The sequence below is a fragment of the Gemmobacter aquarius genome (assembly GCF_003060865.1).
Lineage (GTDB): Bacteria > Pseudomonadota > Alphaproteobacteria > Rhodobacterales > Rhodobacteraceae > Paragemmobacter > Paragemmobacter aquarius.
In genome coordinates this window covers 3662202-3680436 of record NZ_CP028918.1, presented here as the reverse complement: position 1 = coordinate 3680436, position 18235 = coordinate 3662202, and the positions used below count along the sequence as shown (strand labels likewise).

Genomic DNA, 18235 nt, shown 5'->3' with positions numbered 1-18235 from the left:
GGGGGTCTAGAATGGACATCCGCTCACCCTTTGCCGCAAATCTTTACGCGCAGGCCAAGACCGCAACCTCTCCGCTTGCCGCCAAGGTCGAGGAATTCACCACCCGCATCGACGCGGGCGAGGCCACCGCCCGCAGCGCCATGACCGGCGGGGCCGACCCGCACGCGCTGGTCGAGGCGCTGGCCTCGTCGCAGATGGCCGTGGAAACCGTGGCCACAGTCCGCGACCGCGTGGTCGAGGCCTATCAGGAAATCCTGAGGATGCCGATATGACCGACACGCTGCTTTACGACATGATGCGCGCCGCGCTGTGGATCGCGGTGCAGATTTCCGCCCCCTTGCTGGCCGTGGCCCTGGTCGCAGGGGTGGTGATCGGGCTGTTGCAGGCGCTGACATCCGTGCAGGAGGCCACGCTGACATTCGTGCCAAAGGTGGCGCTGATGATCGCGGTTTTCTGGGTCGCGATGGGCTTCATGACGGCGCGGCTGGTCGATTTCTTTACCATGGGGATCATCCCCGTCGTCGCGGGGGGCAACTGATGGAAACCGGCGGCTATGTCACGCTGACCCGCCAATCGGGCCTGATGCGCGAAATGCAGGTGGTGGCGAACAACATCGCTAACCTGTCGACCGCAGGCTTCCGGCGCGAAGGGGTGGTGTTTTCCGAATACTTGCGCCAAGGGGGCGAGGGCGGATCGATCTCGATGGCCAATGCCAATGCCCGCGTGGTCGACTTGACCCAAGGCGGCATGTCCACCACCGGCGGCACCTTCGATTTCGCCATACAGGGCGACGGATTTTTCCTGGTGAACACCCCCCAGGGGCAGCGCCTGACGCGCGCGGGGTCTTTCACCCCGTCGGCCCAAGGCACGCTCGTCACGCCCGATGGCAACCCGCTGCTCGATGCCGGCGGAACGCCCGTTACCGTTCCGGCGGGCCAGATCGCCCTTGCCGCCGATGGCACGCTTTCGGCCAATGGCCAGCCCTTTGCCCGTATCGGCCTTTGGGCACCGGTCGACCCGCTGGCGCTGCGCCACCAAAGCGGCACCCTGTTCGACGGCGGCGCGGTACAGCCCGCCGAAGGGGCGACGCTTCTGCAAGGCATGCTGGAAGACAGCAACGTCGACCCCGTGACCGAGGTGTCGCGCATGATCGAGGTGCAGCGCGCCTATGAATTGGGCCAAGGCTTTCTCGACCGCGAAGACGAACGGCTGCGCGGCGTCATCCAGACCTTGGGGAGATAGCGATGAAAGCCTTGCAGATCGCGGCAACCGGCATGACGGCGCAGCAAATGCGGGTCGATGTGGTGTCCCACAACCTTGCCAACATGTCGACGACCGGCTTCAACGCCCGCCGCGCCGATTTTGCCGACCTGATGTATCAGCAACTCGCCCGCCCCGGCACCGTGACCGCCGAGGATGGCACGATGCTGCCCACCGGCATCCAGCTTGGCATGGGGGTTCGCCCCGCCGCCGTTTCAGTGGTGCTGTCGCAAGGGTCGCTGTCGCAGACGGGCGGCGATCTGGACGTGGCGATCGAAGGGCGCGGCTATATCGAGGTGACGTTGCCTTCGGGCGCTGCGGCCTATACCCGCGACGGGTCGCTCCGCCGCAGCGCGGATGGCGAGATCGTCACGTCAGACGGCTATCCCGTCGCACCCGGCATCACCATTCCCGATGATGCCCGCAGCATCTCGATCAACGCCAACGGCGAGGTCTATGCCTATTTCCTGAACCAGACCCAACCGCAGCTTCTGGGCCAGCTTGGCCTTGCCTCGTTTTCAAACGAAAAGGGGTTGGAAGCGATGGGGTCGAACCTGTTTCTGGAAAGCGCGGCGTCAGGCCCCGTTCAGACCGGCACGCCGGGGGCGGAAGGCTTCGGCACCCTGCGGCAGGGCTATCTGGAAGACAGCAGCGTCGATGCCGTGCGCGAGGTGACCGAACTGATAAAGGCACAGCGCGGATACGAGCTGAACGCCAAGGTGCTGACCGCCGCCGACCAGATGCTGTCGGCCACCACGCAGGTGCGCTGATGCGCTGGCTGTGCCTGATGCTCGCCGCCCAGCCTGCCTGCGCCGAAAGCCTGATCGCCACGCGGCTGATCGCGCCCGGTGCGGTGATTGCGGCCACCGATGTGGTCTTGGCAGATGCCGCCATTCCCGGCGCGCTGACCACGTTGCAAGCCGCGCTTGGCCAGACCGCACGGGTCGCGATCTATGCCGGTCGCCCGCTGCGGGCGGGTGATCTTGGCCCCGCCATCCTCGTGCGGCGCAACCAGCCGGTCGCGCTGCGCTACGGCGCAGGCACCCTTGTGATCATGGCTGAAGGCCGCGCGCTGTCCGAAGGCGCGGCAGGCGATACGGTTCGCGCCATGAACACCGGATCGAAGACCACCCTGACCGGCACGGTCCTGCCGGACGGAACCATTGATGTGAAAGGTGCGCCATGCGTTGGTTGCTGATCGGATTGTCGGTTGCGGGTTGCGCCCGCATGGACCAGGTGGGCCGCGCGCCCGGCTTTGCGCCGCTGGAAGGGTCAAACCAGTATCACGCCATGTATTCGGCACCCTTGCCGATGTCATCCGATCAGGACGGCCCCACCGCCGGATCGTCGCTGTGGAGCGCCGAACGCGGTGCGCTGTTCGGCGACAGCCGCGCCGCCCAAAGGGGCGATATCATGACCGTGGTGATCGAGATCGACGATTCGGCCAAAATCTCGAACAGCACAGGCCGCAGCCGCAGCGCGGCGGAAGACATGGGCATCCCCTCGCTGATCGGCATACCGCAGCGCATAGACGCACAATTGCCCGACGGCGCATCGATGGAGAATGCCGCAGAAGCGACGTCGAAATCTTCCTTTCAGGGTGACGGGTCGGTCAGCCGCGCCGAAAAACTGACGCTGCGGGTCGCCGCCACCGTGGTGGAAAAGCTGCCCAATGGCGTGCTGCGGATCGAGGGGCGGCAAGAGGTGCGTGTGAATTTCGAACTGCGCGAGCTTCTCTTGTCGGGCTATGTCCGCCCCGTCGATATTTCGCGCAGGAACGAGATCACTTATGACAAGATCGCAGGCGCGCAGATTTCCTATGGCGGGCGCGGCCAGATCACCGATGTGCAGCAGCCCCGCTACGGCCAGCAGGTCGCCGACATCGTGCTGCCCTTCTGATGAAAAAGCTGCTTTTGCCCCTGATCGGTCTGGTCGCCCTTCTGGCTGGCGCAGGGGGCGGATACTTCTTGCGGCCGCACTCCGCCGCCGAGGCCGAGCCGCCCCCTGAAGAAACCGTCGTCCCGCCCGATTATGTCAAGCTGAACAACCAGTTCGTCGTTCCGGTGCTGGAAAAGGGGCGGGTGGTGTCGATGGTCATCCTGTCGCTCAGCCTCGAGGTGGTGCCGGGCACATCCGAACGTGTGTACGAGATCGAACCAAAGCTGCGCGATGCCTTCTTGCAGGTGCTGTTCGATCATTCGAACGCAGGCGGCTTTCGTGGATCGTTCACCGATGGCGCGAACCTCGTTCTCCTCCGCAAGGCATTGCTCGAGGCCGCACAAGCCATACTGACCGACAAGGTCAGCGACGTGCTGATCGTCGAGATCGTCCGTCAGGACAGCTGATCACGCAGCTTTGCCAGCACAACGGCCCGCGCAAAGGCGACGCGGGCCGTTTCCGTATGCGCTGAAACCTCGGCTTGCTGCCGGTCGATCTGCAGCGCCAAAACCTCGCGCTGGCGTTCGACCCAGACGCCATAGACCGCTTGCGCCTGCAAGGCCGCCGGATCGTCGCTTTGCGTCGCAACCAGCCCGTCGCGCATTGCAACCGTTGCGTCACGCGCGGCAGTGGCAGCGGCGAGTTGCGACAGACGATGGTCGCGGACCAGCCCCGACAACACCACCAGACGGTCGATGCGCGGATCCTTCGTCATTGCAGCCGCTTTCTGGCACGCTTCCGCATCGCTTCGGCAAAGCGGATCGCGGCTGCAACGGCGCGGTAGTGGTCTGGCTGGACCGGCTGGCCCAGATTGACCGAAGCAAAGATCGCCCGCGCAGTGGGTGGGTCGCGGTGGATCGGCACGCCATGTTCTGCCGCCTTGGCGCGGATCGCGGCGGCGATTTCGTCCACCCCCTTGGCCACGCAAACGGGCGCCTGTCGCTTGGCGCGGTTCCATTTCAGCGCCACGGCGTAATGCGTCGGGTTCACCACGACCACATCGGCGGTTTCGACATCGCGCAGCATCCGGTTCATGGCGATTTCCTGCCCCCTCTGGCGGCGGTGTTGGCGGAAATGCGGGTCGCCCTCGGATTCCTTATGTTCTTCGACCAGTTCCTGACGCGACATGCGGTTGCGCGACTTGTGCCGCAAAACCTGCCACAGGTAATCGAGCGCGCCAAAAGCCAGCGACACAAGAAACACCAGAAACAGGAACTGGAGCGTCAGCCGCAACATCAGCGCCAGCCCCTGCGCGGGCGAAAGCGCCACGGTGCTGAACAGATCGGCTGCGTGCCGGCCCAGAAACCAGAACAAAAGCCAGCCGGTCAGCACGATCTTGGCCGTGCTCTTGGCGAACTCGACCATCCCGTCAGGCCCGAACTTATGCCCCAACGCCGCCACAGGATCGATGCGCGACAGTTTGGGCATCAGCTTTTCGGGTGCAAAGATCACCCCGCGCTCGGCCGCAAGCACGACGCAGACCACAAGCGCGGGCATCAGGAAAAACGGCAACAAGGGCAGGATCAGCGGGCCGACCAGCGTTTGCAAGGCATGCGCGCCGCTTGACATCGCCTGTGGCGAAAGCCGGTCGGCCTGCGCCAGCATGCGTGTCGCCACATCCGCCGCCGCCAACAGCGCCACCGGACCAAAGGCGAACCCTGCGGCCAGAAATCCCGCATAGGTCGCCGCCGTCAGCACATCTTGCGAACGCGGAATTTCGCCCCGCTTGCGCGCATCGTCGAGCCGCTTTTGCGACGGGTCGTGCGGCTTGTCGTCAGTCTCGCTCATGGCGCAAACGGGTTTTGCAGGGTGGCATGCAGCGCCGCCAGCCAGACGGGCAGCAAAAGCGGTGTGACCAGCGCCAACAGGACCAGCGCCCCGAGCGACAGCGCAGGAGCCCCGATGAACGACACCATCAGTTGCGGCATCGCACGGTTCAGCACGCCCAGCGCAACGTTCCACAAGACAGCGGCGATAACGAAGGGTGCCGAAAGCGACAACGCAAGCGAAAGCGCCCGCGCACCCTGCGCCGTGCCCCATGTCGCCACATCGGATGCGGCGGGTATGCGGCCCGCGGGCAAAAGGTCGTAGGACAGGATCATCAACTCGGCCGCCCGCACATGCAGCCCCGCCTGCACCGCCAGCGCCAACCCGCCCAGCGTGAACAGCGTGCCAAAGGCCGGTTGCGGCTCGGCACCTGCCGTGGCGAACAATTGCGAAAGCGAGGCCGACTGCGCCGCAATCGCACCCGCCGTTTGCAAGGCTAGCACCAACAGCCGCAGCGACAGCCCGATCAGCAGGCCCGAAAGCACCTCGGCCAAGGCGGGCAGCAAAACCGCATCGCCCGTGTGCCGGTCCATCACGGCGGGCGCGACCACGGCGGTAAAGGCCAGGGCGATCACCAGCCGCAACCGCGCCGGAACCGATTGCTCGCCAAAGGCGGGCAAAAGCGCCATGACCGCGCCGACACGCAGGAACGTCATCACCAAGGGCCGCAGCGCGGCGTCGAGCAGGACCATAAGCTGCGCCAGATCCTGCATCATGCCGCGATCTGCCCCATCAGGGCCGGTTTGGCATCGGCGCTGATCTCCTCATAGGCCAGCACCGGCGTGGCAAGCCCCTTGGCCACGGCGACCGTCCGCAAGAAGCGTCGGCGCTGGGCCGTGGTCACGACTGCCGCATGGGTTCCGCCTTCGGCCAGCCGCGCGATGCGGTCGGCAAAGCCGTTGGCAAGACGGGCAAAGACATCGGGCGGCAGGGCGACATCCCTCGCCCCACCGGGCGCATCTATCTGATATTGATTGAAAATCTTTTCCCATTCAGGCGCAAGCTGCACCAGCGGCACCGTCCCGTCCTCGCGTCGCAGCTCGGCCACGATCTGGAAACCGAGGCGTTGGCGCACATGGTCGGCCACCGCTTCGGCCCGCCCGAGGCTGCGCGATTCGGCGATGGCTTCCAAAATCAGCGGCAGATTACGCACCGAAACCCGCTCTTCGAGCAACAGCCGCAGCGTGGCCAGAAGCAGATCGTTCGGCACCTTGTCGGGCATCATCTCGTCCAGAAGCCGCCGGTTCGCCGTTGCGCGGTCGGGATCGGACACGTTCACGAATTCATCGAGCAGGCGGCGCAGCCCGCGCAGCGATAGCAGCCGCGACAGGTTGGCGCGGATCGTCTCCAGCAGATGCGTGGCCAGCACCTCGGGCGGTGAGACGACCGTCAGCCCCGCCAGCGCCGCGTCTTCCTGCCGGTCAGTCGCGATCCAGCGGGCGGGCGCGCCGAACACCGGTTCGCGCACATCCAGCCCGGGCGGCGCGGGGATGCCGTCGGCCAAAAGAACCAGCACCTGATCCGGAAAAAGCCGGTCCCGCACCCGCTCGACCCCCTGTATCCGGATCCGGTAGGTTCCGGGCTGCAACGATGCCTCATCGGTCAGCCGGATTTCCGGCAGGATAAAGCCGTAATTCGCAGCCACATGCGCCCGCATGTTGCCCACCCGTGCCTCAAGCCCGGTGGCCGGATCGAGCGCCATCGCCACCAGATCGGTCGCGAATTCGATATGCAATTCGTCGAAATCGAGCATGTCGCCGATGGGTCGAGGGCGGACGGGTTCGACCTTGGCGACCATCGCCACCTCGACCGGGCGCGACCCGCGCCAGGCCAGCGCGCCCAGACCCGCCGCACCCGCAAGAAACGGCAGCATCGGCAGGCCGGGCACCAGAGCGAACAGCGCAAGCAGCCCCGCCACGGTCGCCAGCGCCGAAGGATACCTTCCCAACTGTGCAAAGAACGACACGTCCGCCGCACCCGAGCCACCACCCCGCGCCAGCAACAGCGCCGTGGCGACCGAGATGACCACCGCCGGGATCTGCGTGACCAGCCCGTCACCAACCGTAAGGATCGTATAGGTTTCAAAGGCTTCGCCCAGCGGCAACCCGTGCACCAGCGTGCCCACGATCAACCCGACGACCAGATTGAGCAGCGTGATCAAAAGCCCCGCGACCGCATCGCCCTTGACGAATTTCGACGCGCCGTCGAGCGAGCCGAAAAAGGTCGTCTCGGCCAGTTCCCGTTCGCGCCGCGTCTTTGCCTCGGCGTGGTCGATCGCGCCTGCCGCCACATCGGCATCGATCGCCAACTGCCGCCCCGGCATCCCGTCAAGCGCGAAGCGGGCGCCCACTTCGGCCATGCGGCCGGCGCCTTTCGTGATGACGATGAAATTGACGATCAGGATCACGACAAAGATCACCAGACCCAGCACCACATCGCCGCCCATTACGAAATTCGCGAAGCCTTCGATCACATGGCCCGCTGCATCGGTTCCGGTATGCCCCTGCGAGATGATCAGCTTGGTCGACGAAACGTTCAGCGCCAGCCGCAGCAGCAGCGAGGCCAGAAGGATCGTCGGAAAGGCTGAAAAATCTAGCGGACGCTCGATGAACAGCGTGATCGTCAGCATCAGGATCGCCAAAGCGAAGGACAGCGCAAGCCCGAGGTCGAGCAGCCATGCCGGAACCGGCAGCACCATCATGGCGATGACCGACATCAAGGCCAAGGCAAGCAGGATCGTCGGGCGAAACAGCGCAGCAAGCGCGGGCATGGTCATGGTCCGACCAGCGGGCCAAGCAGCCCCGCCGCCCCGAACAATGACCCGTGACTGACCGGATCGCCCGCCAGCAACAGCGGAAAGCCGTTTTCGCGCGGCATCGGATCGGCGACCGGTTCGACCGGTGCACCCGCCTCGCGCATGATCAGCGCCACTCGGTCGGCATATCGATCGCCACGGTCGGGATCGCGCGAATGATACGAAGCGACAGCCGCTTTCCAATCCGCGCTCTCGCCATAAAGCTCAAGCAGATAGCGCGCGGCATAGCGGGCATTCGTCAGCGGGTCGAGCATATCTGCCGACGATCCGAAGGCATTGCCGTGCCAGCGCGTGTTGATCTGGAAGCAGCCTATATCAAGGCTTTCGCCCGCCGCCACCAAAGCGTCGATCCGGGCCAAGGCCTGATCGGGCGTATCGAACCATTCGCCGGTTCCTGCGTGGTTGATAGTCCACGGCCAAGGCGCGCCGCTGCCGTTGCGGGTTTCGGCGCGGGTGATCGCGGACAGGATGGCCAGCGGCACGCCACTTTCCTGCGCCGCCTGCTCGGCCGCGATATCACAGGTTTCGGCAGCCCAGACGGGTGGTGCGGCCGTCATCAGAAGCAGGAACACTGTTCTCACCCTATGCCCTTTCTAGGCTGTGTCTTGCCAGACTAGCAGGCGAATCTTTCCGAACCGTTAGGGCGCGTCGGGGGCCGGAACCGTGGCAAGCAGAGCGTCGATTGCGGCCCCGGTCCGGGTCGAACTGTCGGCCAGCGCACGGCTGCGGGCCAGCGCGGTTTCGGGCGTGGCAGGCGCGGCAAGGCTTTCCGCCACGCGGCGCCACGGTTCTTGCCCGTTCGCAGCGAGTTCGGGCCATGCCTCGGCCAGCCGCGCGGCGCGCTCGGCAGAAGCGGCATCGCCCAAGGCGGCAAAGGCCGGAACGGCCGCTGCTGCATCAAGCTTAACCAACGCCCGGGCCTTTAGCGTGCGGGCCTCCTCGCCATCGGCGGGACCCAGCAGACGCAGCACCTCGGCCGGTTGACCGGACGCAAGCGCCGCCCGGGCCGAAAGAAGCGGATCGTCGCCACCCACCCAGAACCGCGCCGCATCGGGAAAGCCGAGCGTCAGCAGACGATCCGCCAGCACGCGCCGGGTTTCGGCCGACAGTGCGGATTGTGTCGACACGTCAAGCGACAGGGACTGTGTGACCAGCGCATCATCGGGCCCCTTTTCCGCAAGTATCCGCCACAATGCCCCAAGCGTTTCCGGGCTGTCAGGCAGCGCCCGAAACGCCGCGTCGAAATCGCCAGACAGGGCGAGAGACAGCACGAGCGCCCGCGCCAGCACGGGTGCCTGTGTCGCGTCAGCCTCGCGCAAGATGGCTTGTACCGACGTGACCGTAGCCTGTGCAACCGGCGCGCCCGTCAAGGCGGCAAGGTCGATCTGCGCCACCGTTGCCTGCGCCGAAAGCGGGCCAGGGTCTTGCAGAAGCTGCGTCAAGAACCGGTCCGCGGTGGCGGCATCGCCCGCCTCGAGCGCCAGACGCACCTGCATAAGCGTGGCCCGCCGGTCATCGTCGGATGCGAGCGGTCGCAGGATCGCGTCGGACAGGCCCTGCGCTGTGGTGGTGTCACCCGCCGACATGAACCGTTCCGCCAGACCGGGACCGACCTGCAAGCGCAGATGCGGCGGAAGTGCCGAAAACGTCCGCAACAACGCGGTCGTGTTCACCTCGGCCAGTGATAGGGCCGGATCGGCAAGCGTGGCCCAAAGCGCCGCCGGATCATCGCATCCGGCAAGGCCCCGCAGCGCGCCATCCGGATCGGTGCCGCCATCCACTATGAGCGACAGCGTAGTCCACAAGGGCGCATCCGGCTTGGGGCCGTCAAAGGCACGCATCAGGGCGCGTGCCTCGGCGCCGAACCCCAGAAAAAGCTGGAAGCGGATGGCACGGAACAGCGCCTCTGACTCTGTTCGGTCGAATTCTCCGGCAAGGCTGGTCGTGGCATCGGCCATCTGTTCCCGGATCGGGCGGTCATCGCCCCAGTCTTGCAGGGCAAGACGCGTCTCTCCGGGGCATTGCACACCCTGGGCCGACAGGGCCACCGCTTGTTGCGAGGCTGGTCGCGCCTGAATCCCAAGGCTGATCTGCGCCATTTCCGGGGCTTCGGCCGCTGGCTCTTTCACAGGCGGGGGCTTTCCTACCGGATCGACAAGACCCTGCGTCGCGGCACGGGCGAAGCCTTCGGCAAGCGCGGTTTCCAGCACGATGTTCCGCGGGCTTGGCGTTTCGGGCAAAAGCGGCTGCGGCACTACCGACGGTTCAGAACCGCTCCACCGGCCCCCCAGCGCCATGTCGCGCCAGTTCCACGGCACGGGGCCGACCGGACCGGGCGCTTTTGTGCCAAGCGAGGGAACGTCGGTACCGTCAAGCGCCGCCTCGAAGCTCCAGCCCGTCGGCGCTGGTCCGTCGCGCAAGTCGATCACCACGGTGTCGGGGCGCAGCGCAAAGGGCAAGGCATGGCAGGCACAAGCCACACCGATTCGCAGCCCGCCCGTATCGGGATCGACCCAAAGACCCGACAGCCTGTCGCGCCCGATGATGTCGAACGCGCGCGACAGGTCATAGCGTGGCGCATTTCCGGTCAGCCGCAATTCGTAGCCGTCGGCGGTGCGGCCAACCTGCCAGTCGACCGGCTGGCCATATTGCAGAACGACACGGGTAAACCCCTCATGCTCGCCCGAGCTAACACGGACGGCCTGCGCGGCGGCAGGTGTGGCCAGCAGAAGGAACAGCAGGAAAAGCCGGATCATGCTGCTTCGGCCTTCAGGTTGCGAAGCGCCTGTTCCAACTCGGCGAAACTGGGCCTTGCGCTGTGCGGCGTGTTTTGGCGCCCGACCTCGATGCAGATATTGGCCGGATGGCTGTGCAAGTTGGCCACCAGAACCTCGCGGATCAGGCGATAGAATTGCGCGTCTTCTTCGACCACGGATTTCAGCCGCGCCGCGAAGGGCCCGACCAGACCATAGGCGATGAACACACCCAGAAAGGTGCCGACCAGCGCGCCGCCGATCATCTTGCCCAGAATTTCCGGCGGCTGGTCGATCGACCCCATGGTCTTGATGACCCCCAGAACGGCGGCGACAATGCCCAGCGCGGGCAGGGCATCGGCCATGTTCTGCAAGGCATGGCTGGAATGCATGGCGTGATGCGTGGCCGATTCGGTGCGCTTGTCGAGCACCTCTTCGACCTGATGCGGATCGTCGTAATTCATCGAAGCGGCGCGGAACGTATCGCAAATCAGGTCGGTCGCGTCATGGTCGGCCAGAACGCGCGGATAGCGCCCGAAGATGGCGGAAGATTGCGGCGCCTCGATATGTTCCTCAAGTCCGACGGGATTGGTGCGCGCAAGGCGGATCAGTTCGAACAGCAGGCACAAAAGATCACGATAGTCGCCGGTCTTCCACTTGGTGCCTTTGAAGACGCGCGGAATATCCTTCATCGTGTGCTTCACGGTGGCAGGGTCGTTCGAGATGATGAAGGCCCCGACCGCCGCGCCGCCGATCATCACCATCTCGAAGGGCAGCGCGTGCAAGATGATAGCCATCTTGCCGCCCGCGGCGACATAGCCGCCAAAGACCATCACCATGATCACGACGATGCCGATGATGCCGAACATGACCCAACCCCCAACTCTAGTTACCGGCAGTCTCGCCTGTTGCGATTAACAAAGCCCTTAGTCGGTCGGCGCATTCGCGTTCCGGCCCGCGATGAGGGCACTGATGCCATAGGCGGCCTTCGGGTCGAGCGCGGCCATCACCGCGGCCGCCGTTTCGGGGCGCATCCGGCCCAGAAAGCCCGCCGCGAAATCGGGTGACATGGCCGCGAACAGCCGCGCGGCATCAGCCGGTTTCATCGCCTCGTACACGGCAGTCAGGCGCGAGAGGTCTTTTTCAGCCGCCCCGTCCGCCACGGCGACCACCTGCATCAGGCTGTCGCGCGCCTCGGCCATTTCGGCCATGCGCGTCTGGACGGCTTTTTCCGCCAACGCCAGCGCGGCCATGCGATCGGCCAAGGCCGCCTCGCGGTCGGCAAGCAGCGCTTCGCGTTCGGTCAGGGCCTGTGCCACCGCAGCGGGCGGCGGGCTGCACAGGCCTGCCGCTTCGGTAGCGCCCTGGTCCGGCACCAGCGCCAGCGCGGCCCCCGCGCCAAAGCCCAGACGTAAGGCGCCCGATCCGGCACACAAAAGCGCGATCATCGCCAAGGCGCCCCTGCCCTGCCACCGCTTCATTCTGCAGCCTCGGCAAAAGCCCCGCGACGGCGCACCACGCGCAGGCGTTTGCCAGGCTCCTCGTCCGGCAGATCATGCATCGAGGCCATCAAAAGCTCTAGCCGCGCCGCTGCCGCATCACCCCGCGCAACCAGCGCCGACAGCCCCTCGGACGACTGTTGCGCCTGCCTCTGCGCCGCGTTCAACGCCCGGGTCATATCGTCCACCTGCGCCGACAGCACGGCAATCGCACCGCCCATCCCGCTTTCCAACGCATTGAATCGCTTCAGCCTTCCTGACAGAATATGGCAGTAGGCCATCGCGCCGAACGCCCCCAGCCCAAGCATCAGGTCAGACAGGATTTCCATCGGCGGCATTGCGCGCTCCCTTTAGTTCAAGACAAATTCGGTGACGAGGAGATCGCGCACGCGCCCCTCTCCGGTAACAAGCTGGATCCGGCGCAACAGCTGCGCCCTGATTCGCACCAGCGCGGTCGGGTCTTCCAATTCGGCCACGTCGATCGCCCGCAGATAACCGTTCAGGATATCGGCGATACGCGGCAGCAAAAGCGTGACGTCGGCGGTGTATTTCCCCGTCACCTCAAGCTGCGAGGAAAAGCGCAAATGGCTGCTGTTGGCCGTTTTCGGCAACGAGATCACCACCGGTTCGACCGGCACAAAGGCGATGTCGGGCAGGGGCGCTGCATCTTCCCCCTCGGCCTCCTCGTGGCTGCCCAGCACCATCCCGGACCAGGTTGCATAGAAACCGCCGCCACCCAGAACCAGCAGCATTACCGCGCCCAGAACCAGCGGCAGCTTGCCCCGCCGCTTGGGTGGGCTTTCGGGCGCTGTCTCGGCTTCGGCCATTCCATCCTCCTTTTCGATCGGGGTCAGATTATCCGCTTCCGCCTAACCGATTGTTAAGACGCTGGCGGCATCTTGGGGATGCACAGGGCAGAACGCCCGGGACGGAGGCCCCTTTTGAATCCGCTGCTTTCGCTTTGGTCCACCCTTACGCCGCGCCGCCGCTTTGCCGTGATCGGGGCCAGTTTGGCCATGTTCGTCACTGTTTTGGCTTTGGGGCGGCTGGCTGCGACGCCCGACATGGCGCTGCTGTATTCGGGTCTCGACCCGGCCCGTTCCGGCGAGGTGGTGGCCGCACTCGAATCGCGCAACGTGGCCTATAACGTGCGCGGGCAGGCCATCATGGTCGATGCCACACAGCGCGACAGCCTGCGGATGGAGCTTGCTGCCGAAGGGCTGCCCGCGCAGGCCGGTGCCGGATATGAACTGCTCGACAGCCTGTCGGGGTTCGGCACCACGGCGCAGATGTTCGACGCCGCTTGGGGCCGCGCGATCGAGGGGGAACTTGCCCGCACCATCCTTGCCAACCCGTCCTTCCGCGCCGCCCGCGTGCATATCGCACGCCCCGAATCGCAGGCATTCGGCGCCAAACCCATACCCACCGCCTCGGTCGTGGTCACATCGCTGGCGGGCCTTACCTCGCAGGCCGAGGCGCGGGCGCTGCGCCATCTGGTCGCAGCCGCCGTGCCGAACCTGCTGCCCGACGGGGTCGAGGTGATCGACAGCGTGTCGGGGCTTGTACCGCTGGATGAAGCAGGCCCGACGCAGGCTTCGGCAGAAAGCCGGGCTGATGCCATCCGCGCCAATGTCGAACGGCTGCTTGCCGCCCGCGTAGGGACGGGCAAGGCCGTGGTGCAGGTGGCGATCGAGCTTGAAACCCAGGCCGAACAAATCACCGAACGCGTGCTCGACCCGCAGGGCCGCGTTGCGCTAACCACCGAATCGACCTCGAAAAGCGGCAGCGACAGCGGGGCGGGCGGGGCAGTCACGGTCGCCTCGAACCTGCCCGAGGGCGGGGGGCAAGGCGGCACCAAATCGGAAACCGCCGAAAGCAACGAACGCACCAGTTTTGACGTTTCCGAAACCCAGCGCGCCATAACGCGCGTGCCGGGCGATATCCGCCGCATGACCTTGGCCGTTCTGGTCGACGGCACACGCACAGTGGCCGAAGACGGCACCGAGACGTGGCAACCCCGCAGCGACGAAGAGCTTGCCACCCTGCAAGAGCTTGTCACTGCAGCCGTAGGCATCAACTCCGACCGTGGCGATGTGCTGACGCTGAAAACGCTCGAATTTTCGCCGCCCGCCGAGCTTGGCACCCTTGCGACCGCATCGTCGGGGCTGCTGTCGGGCAGCATCGACCTGATGACGCTGGTCAAGCTGGCGCTGCTGGCGCTGGTCGCCACGCTGCTTGGCCTTTTCGTGCTCCGCCCCGCGCTGGCGGGCCGGACCGCTGCCGAACCGCTCGCCCTGCCCGATGTGGCCCCCCGGCCCTGACCGGCGAGATCGGCCCAGATCCGGGCCAGACGGGCCAGTTGATCGATGTCACGCTTGACCCCGATGCCGACCCCGTCACCCGCCTGCGCCGCCTGATCGAAGAGCGTCAGGCCGAATCGGTCGAGATCCTGCGCGGCTGGATGGAAGCCGAACCGGAGAAAACCTGATGCCGCCCCTGACGCTTGAAACCTTCACCGACCGACCCGAAGCCGAGGCGACCGCTGCCGAAGCCACCGCGGCCGACGAAGCGCGCCTTGCGGGCTTTGACGCGGGCTATGCCGCCGGATGGGACGACGCCGCCGCCGCCCACGCGCAAGACCGCGGCCATGCCGAGGCCCGCACCGCCGAGGCGTTGCAGGCGCTTGGCTTCACCTATCACGAAGCGCGCAGCCATGTGCTGATGGCGCTGGCCCCCCTGCTGACCGACATCGCCGAAAAGCTGCTGCCCCGCATGGCGCAGGCGGCCCTGCCCGCGCTGGTGGTCGAAACCATTCTTCCGCTCGCCGAAAAGCTGGCCGAACCGCCGGTCACCCTGCGGCTGAATCCTGAAAGCCGCGCCGCGATCGAACGGCTCTGCGTCCCCGCCCTCGGCCTGCCCGTGGTGATCGTCGAAGATGCCACGCTGACCCCCGGCGATATCCGCCTGACCCTCGATGCTGCCGAAGCGCGGGTCGACCTCGACGGCGCGGTCGAAACCATCGCCACCGCCATTGCCGATTACTTCACGCTGGAAACAAAGGCCACGTCCCATGCAGGATGACACCACCCCCTTCTCGCTGGTTCCGATCGAAATCACCGTCTCGGTGGGTCGCGCCCGCCCGCTGGTGCGCGACCTCTTGCGCCTTGGCCGCGATGCGGTGCTGGTGCTTGACCGCCGCGTCGAAGACCCGGTCGAGCTTTACGTAGGCGACCGCCTGATCGCGCGGGGCGAGTTGCACGAGGTCGAGGGCGATCCGTCAGGCCAGCTTGCCGTGCGCCTGACCGAAGTTGCAGCTCCCGGTGAGGCGCTGTGACCCGCTGGCTCTTTCTGGCGATGGCCTGTGCGCTGGCCCTTTGCGCCGCCCCTGCCGCCGCGCAAGAGCTGTCGCTGAACCTTGGCGACGGACCGCTTTTGTCGACGCGGACGGTGCAGTTGCTGGTGCTGATCACCGTGCTCGGCCTTGCGCCGGGGCTGGCGGTCACGGTCACCTGCTTTCCCTTCATCGTCACCGTGCTGTCGATATTGCGTCAGGCCATCGGGCTGCAACAGGCGCCGCCCAACATGCTGATGGTCAGCCTTGCGATATTTCTGACGTGGTTCATCATGGACCCGGTCTTTACCGAAGCCTGGACCAAGGGGATCGAGCCGTTGAACGCGGGCCAGATCACCGCCGTCCAAGCCTTTGACGAGGTGCAAAAACCCTTTCGTGCCTTCATGATCGCCCGCATGGACCCCGAAACGTTTACCGCGCTTCAAGCACTGCGCCCCGGCGAGGCTGGCCCTGCTGCGGGCGCGCCGCTGTCGCTGCTGATCCCGTCTTTCATGCTGTCGGAAATCACCCGCGCCTTCGAGATCGGGTTCATGATCTTTCTGCCCTTTCTCATCATCGACCTCGTCGTTTCGGCGGTGCTGATGTCGATGGGCATGATGATGGTGCCGCCCGCCGTGGTGGCGCTGCCGTTCAAGCTGGCCTTCTTTGTGGTGGCGAACGGCTGGACGCTGATCTCGGCGGCGCTGGTTCGCAGCTATATGTAGCTGCTAGTTCACCACGAATTCGGCATGCAGGGCGCCCGCCGCGCTGATGCTTTTCAGGATGTCGATCATGTCGTTCGGCGCCACGCCCAGCGCGTTCAGCCCGGCGACCACCTGGCTCAGGCTGGTGCCACCGTCGACCTGCGCCAGCCCAGTTCCGGGCCGCTGCTCGATGCTGGCATCGCTGCGCGGAACAAGGATCGTCTCGCCTTGGGAAAACGGGTTCGGCTGCGACGCCATCGGCGCTTCGGTCACCCGCAGCGTCAGCCCGCCCTGGGCCACGGCAACGGGGCTGATCCGCACATCCTCGCCCATCACGATGGTGCCCGACCGCTGGTCGACCACCACGCGCGCCCGGCTTTCGGGGTTGACCGTCAGCCCTTCCAGCCGCGCCAGCACATGCGCGGGCGACCCGCCGGAAATGCTGACCGTCACCGTTCCGGCATCCAGCATTGCCGCAACCGGGCGGCCGAATTCGGCGTTGATCACCGTCTCGATCCGCTCGGCCGTGGTGAAATCGGGGCTTCGCAGCGCAAGGCGCACAGAATCGAGCCCCGCGAAGTCAAAGGCCACCTCGCGTTCGACCCGCGCGCCCGACGGGATGTTGCCCGACGTGGGCACCCCTTGGACCACCCGCGCCGCCTGCCCTTCGGCGGAAATGCCCCCCGCAATCAGCCCGCCCTGCGCCACCGCGTAAATCTGCCCGTCTGCCCCGTTCAACGGCGTCATCACCAGCGTTCCGCCTTGCAGGCTTTTGGCATCACCGATCGCCGAAACCGTCACGTCGAGCTTCGATCCGGCGCGGGCAAAGGCGGGCAGGGTCGCGGTCACGAAGACCGCCGCCACGTTCTTGGGGCGAAACTCCTCGCCCGTGACATTGGCACCCAGCCGTTCCAGCAGGTTGGCCATGATCTCTTCGGTAAAGGGGCTGTTTCGCAGCCCGTCGCCCGTGCCGTTCAGGCCGACGACAAGGCCGTATCCCACAAGGTCATTGCCCCTGACCCCGTCGAATTCGACCAGATCCTTGATCCTGACCGGATCGGCAAAGGCCGGAGAGGCCAGCAAAAGCAGCAAAAGCGCGGTCCGCATCACAGATAATCCGACAGGTTCAGGCGCGAAAGTCGCGCGGTAAGGGTGTAAAGCGTCTCGAGCCTTGTCTGCGCCTCTTGTAGGGCGGTGGCCGTGTCATATCCGTCAACCCCGACCATGCCGCCCCGCGCCATGGCTAAAGTCGTGGCCTCGGCCGAATTGCGCGCCGCCGCTGCCTCGATCCGCTGTTGGGCAATACCCACCCGTGCCGCAAGATGGGCGCGGTCGGGCGCAGATTCGGCCAGCGTCTCGCCCGCCCGCCGCGCCAGATCGGCCCGCGCCTGCGGTTGGCCGGCAAGCACCCCGCGGTTCAAAAGCGCCCCCATCAGCACGCCCTTGAGCGTGCCGCGCAGCGCAGGGTCCGCCGCTGTCACATCAAGCCGCGCCACCTCGCCCTCGGCCACGGGCAGGGGCGCGCGGGGCGCATCGCCCCTGTAAGCCTGCGCCACGAACCCCGCCGGATCGTCCAGCCAGTCCTGCAACGCCGCATCGACACCCGCCGCACCTACCGCACCGGCCACCGCCGCTGCGGCCTGCGCCAGCAAGCTTTCCGTATCCACCAGGGCGGGCCGGTCATCGGCCACACCGGCCAGCAGCGACCGGTCGGCAACCCGCGTGTTCAGGGCGCTCACGATCTGGTCGAGCACCTGATCGGCCTGCAAGGCCGCTCCGGTCAGGATAGACCCCGCACCGCCCTGCCCCGCCGTCAGCAAGGCCGGACCAAGGCCCGCGGTCGCCTTGTCGACCAGACCCAAAATATCCTGCACCGCCGCCGCATTGCGCGATGCCTCGGCGGTGACCTGCGCGTAACCCTCCAGCCGCGAAAGCGTGGCATCCAGCGCCGCAAGCGGGGCCAGATTGCCGCGCAGATGCGTGCTGGCGTCGGTGACCTTTCCGGTCGTCAACATTGTGCTCAGGCGTTGCAGATCGGCCTTGGCGGCGGTGTTCTGCCGTTTCAGCACCAGACTCTGCGCCAGATCGCCGATCGAGGTCAGGCCCAT

General features: G+C 66.0%; 24 protein-coding genes. 12 read left to right on the top strand and 12 right to left on the bottom strand.

The annotated features are described in order from the left end of the window. The first annotated feature begins 11 nt into the window (after positions 1-11). From fliE to HYN69_RS17795, 7 genes are read left to right on the top strand one after another with little or no spacing between them, the layout of a single operon-like run. Positions 12-272, top strand: a complete 261-nt coding sequence (gene fliE, locus HYN69_RS17825; protein WP_108436930.1) for a flagellar hook-basal body complex protein FliE — start codon at positions 12-14, stop codon at positions 270-272. Then, positions 269-538: a flagellar biosynthetic protein FliQ gene (locus HYN69_RS17820; protein ID WP_108436929.1), complete on the top strand. Its 270-nt coding sequence runs from the start codon at positions 269-271 to the stop codon at positions 536-538. Before fliE ends, HYN69_RS17820 begins: the two co-directional genes overlap by 4 nt. Then, positions 538-1242: a flagellar hook-basal body complex protein gene (locus HYN69_RS17815; RefSeq protein WP_108436928.1), complete on the top strand. Its 705-nt coding sequence runs from the start codon at positions 538-540 to the stop codon at positions 1240-1242. The genes HYN69_RS17820 and HYN69_RS17815 overlap by 1 nt, the downstream gene beginning before the upstream one ends. Before the next feature lie 2 nt (positions 1243-1244). Beyond that, the gene (gene flgG, locus HYN69_RS17810; RefSeq protein ID WP_108436927.1) at positions 1245-2030 is read left to right on the top strand and encodes a flagellar basal-body rod protein FlgG; all 786 of its coding nucleotides are present in this window, start codon (positions 1245-1247) and stop codon (positions 2028-2030) included. Continuing rightward, complete coding sequence (flgA, locus tag HYN69_RS17805; RefSeq protein ID WP_108436926.1) at positions 2030-2458, top strand: flagellar basal body P-ring formation chaperone FlgA; 429 nt, start codon at positions 2030-2032, stop codon at positions 2456-2458. Before flgG ends, flgA begins: the two co-directional genes overlap by 1 nt. Continuing rightward, complete coding sequence (gene flgH / locus HYN69_RS17800) at positions 2443-3159, top strand: flagellar basal body L-ring protein FlgH (protein WP_108436925.1); 717 nt, start codon at positions 2443-2445, stop codon at positions 3157-3159. Before flgA ends, flgH begins: the two co-directional genes overlap by 16 nt. Continuing rightward, the gene (locus HYN69_RS17795) at positions 3159-3605 is read left to right on the top strand and encodes a flagellar basal body-associated FliL family protein (protein ID WP_108436924.1); all 447 of its coding nucleotides are present in this window, start codon (positions 3159-3161) and stop codon (positions 3603-3605) included. Before flgH ends, HYN69_RS17795 begins: the two co-directional genes overlap by 1 nt. On the opposite strand, the gene HYN69_RS17790 is transcribed toward HYN69_RS17795, so the two are convergent. From HYN69_RS17790 to HYN69_RS17745, 10 genes are all read right to left on the bottom strand, one after another. Next, positions 3593-3913, bottom strand: a complete 321-nt coding sequence (locus HYN69_RS17790) for a hypothetical protein (RefSeq protein ID WP_108436923.1) — start codon at positions 3911-3913, stop codon at positions 3593-3595. The genes HYN69_RS17795 and HYN69_RS17790 overlap by 13 nt on opposite strands. Further along, a complete protein-coding gene (locus tag HYN69_RS17785) occupies positions 3910-4986 on the bottom strand; it encodes an EscU/YscU/HrcU family type III secretion system export apparatus switch protein (protein ID WP_108436922.1) in 1077 nt (358 codons plus the stop codon). Before HYN69_RS17785 ends, HYN69_RS17790 begins: the two co-directional genes overlap by 4 nt. Next, positions 4983-5741, bottom strand: coding sequence for a flagellar biosynthetic protein FliR (locus HYN69_RS17780; RefSeq protein ID WP_108436921.1), 759 nt, complete (start codon positions 5739-5741; stop codon positions 4983-4985). The genes HYN69_RS17785 and HYN69_RS17780 overlap by 4 nt, the downstream gene beginning before the upstream one ends. After that, positions 5738-7801: a flagellar biosynthesis protein FlhA gene (locus HYN69_RS17775; RefSeq protein WP_407925237.1), complete on the bottom strand. Its 2064-nt coding sequence runs from the start codon at positions 7799-7801 to the stop codon at positions 5738-5740. The genes HYN69_RS17780 and HYN69_RS17775 overlap by 4 nt, the downstream gene beginning before the upstream one ends. Next, the gene (locus tag HYN69_RS17770) at positions 7798-8412 is read right to left on the bottom strand and encodes a transglycosylase SLT domain-containing protein (RefSeq protein WP_108436919.1); all 615 of its coding nucleotides are present in this window, start codon (positions 8410-8412) and stop codon (positions 7798-7800) included. Before HYN69_RS17770 ends, HYN69_RS17775 begins: the two co-directional genes overlap by 4 nt. A gap of 66 nt (positions 8413-8478) precedes the next feature. Beyond that, on the bottom strand, positions 8479-10596 hold the full coding sequence (locus HYN69_RS17765; protein ID WP_108436918.1) for a hypothetical protein: 2118 nt from the start codon (positions 10594-10596) through the stop codon (positions 8479-8481). Beyond that, on the bottom strand, positions 10593-11462 hold the full coding sequence (gene motA / locus HYN69_RS17760) for a flagellar motor stator protein MotA (RefSeq protein WP_108436917.1): 870 nt from the start codon (positions 11460-11462) through the stop codon (positions 10593-10595). The genes HYN69_RS17765 and motA overlap by 4 nt, the downstream gene beginning before the upstream one ends. A 57-nt stretch (positions 11463-11519) precedes the next feature. Then, complete coding sequence (locus HYN69_RS17755) at positions 11520-12074, bottom strand: MotE family protein (protein WP_108436916.1); 555 nt, start codon at positions 12072-12074, stop codon at positions 11520-11522. Beyond that, a complete protein-coding gene (locus HYN69_RS17750; protein ID WP_329608592.1) occupies positions 12071-12430 on the bottom strand; it encodes a hypothetical protein in 360 nt (119 codons plus the stop codon). Before HYN69_RS17750 ends, HYN69_RS17755 begins: the two co-directional genes overlap by 4 nt. A gap of 12 nt (positions 12431-12442) precedes the next feature. Continuing rightward, complete coding sequence (locus tag HYN69_RS17745) at positions 12443-12919, bottom strand: flagellar basal body-associated FliL family protein (protein ID WP_108436915.1); 477 nt, start codon at positions 12917-12919, stop codon at positions 12443-12445. Positions 12920-13033: 114 nt separating this feature from the next. Here HYN69_RS17745 and fliF point away from each other — a divergent pair, with 114 nt between their 5' ends. Genes fliF through fliP form a run of 5 tightly spaced genes read left to right on the top strand, consistent with a single transcriptional unit; the run spans position 13034 to position 16148 of the window. Further along, positions 13034-14413 (top strand): flagellar basal-body MS-ring/collar protein FliF, encoded by a 1380-nt coding sequence (gene fliF, locus HYN69_RS17740; RefSeq protein WP_329608591.1) that lies wholly within the window; start codon positions 13034-13036, stop codon positions 14411-14413. 38 nt (positions 14414-14451) lie between these two features. Continuing rightward, on the top strand, positions 14452-14580 hold the full coding sequence (locus HYN69_RS21830; protein ID WP_329608590.1) for a hypothetical protein: 129 nt from the start codon (positions 14452-14454) through the stop codon (positions 14578-14580). Beyond that, on the top strand, positions 14580-15173 hold the full coding sequence (locus HYN69_RS17735) for a FliH/SctL family protein (protein WP_108436914.1): 594 nt from the start codon (positions 14580-14582) through the stop codon (positions 15171-15173). The genes HYN69_RS21830 and HYN69_RS17735 overlap by 1 nt, the downstream gene beginning before the upstream one ends. Then, positions 15163-15426, top strand: coding sequence for a FliM/FliN family flagellar motor switch protein (locus HYN69_RS17730; RefSeq protein ID WP_108436913.1), 264 nt, complete (start codon positions 15163-15165; stop codon positions 15424-15426). Before HYN69_RS17735 ends, HYN69_RS17730 begins: the two co-directional genes overlap by 11 nt. Before the next feature lie 20 nt (positions 15427-15446). Next, complete coding sequence (gene fliP, locus HYN69_RS17725; RefSeq protein ID WP_108437298.1) at positions 15447-16148, top strand: flagellar type III secretion system pore protein FliP; 702 nt, start codon at positions 15447-15449, stop codon at positions 16146-16148. A gap of 3 nt (positions 16149-16151) precedes the next feature. Here fliP and HYN69_RS17720 read toward each other — a convergent pair whose 3' ends face one another. Beyond that, positions 16152-17234 carry a flagellar basal body P-ring protein FlgI gene (locus HYN69_RS17720; protein ID WP_108436912.1) on the bottom strand — a complete coding sequence of 361 codons (1083 nt, stop codon included), beginning with the start codon at positions 17232-17234 and terminating at the stop codon, positions 16152-16154. Further along, positions 17234-18235, bottom strand: coding sequence for a flagellin (locus HYN69_RS17715; RefSeq protein ID WP_108436911.1), 1002 nt, complete (start codon positions 18233-18235; stop codon positions 17234-17236). The genes HYN69_RS17720 and HYN69_RS17715 overlap by 1 nt, the downstream gene beginning before the upstream one ends.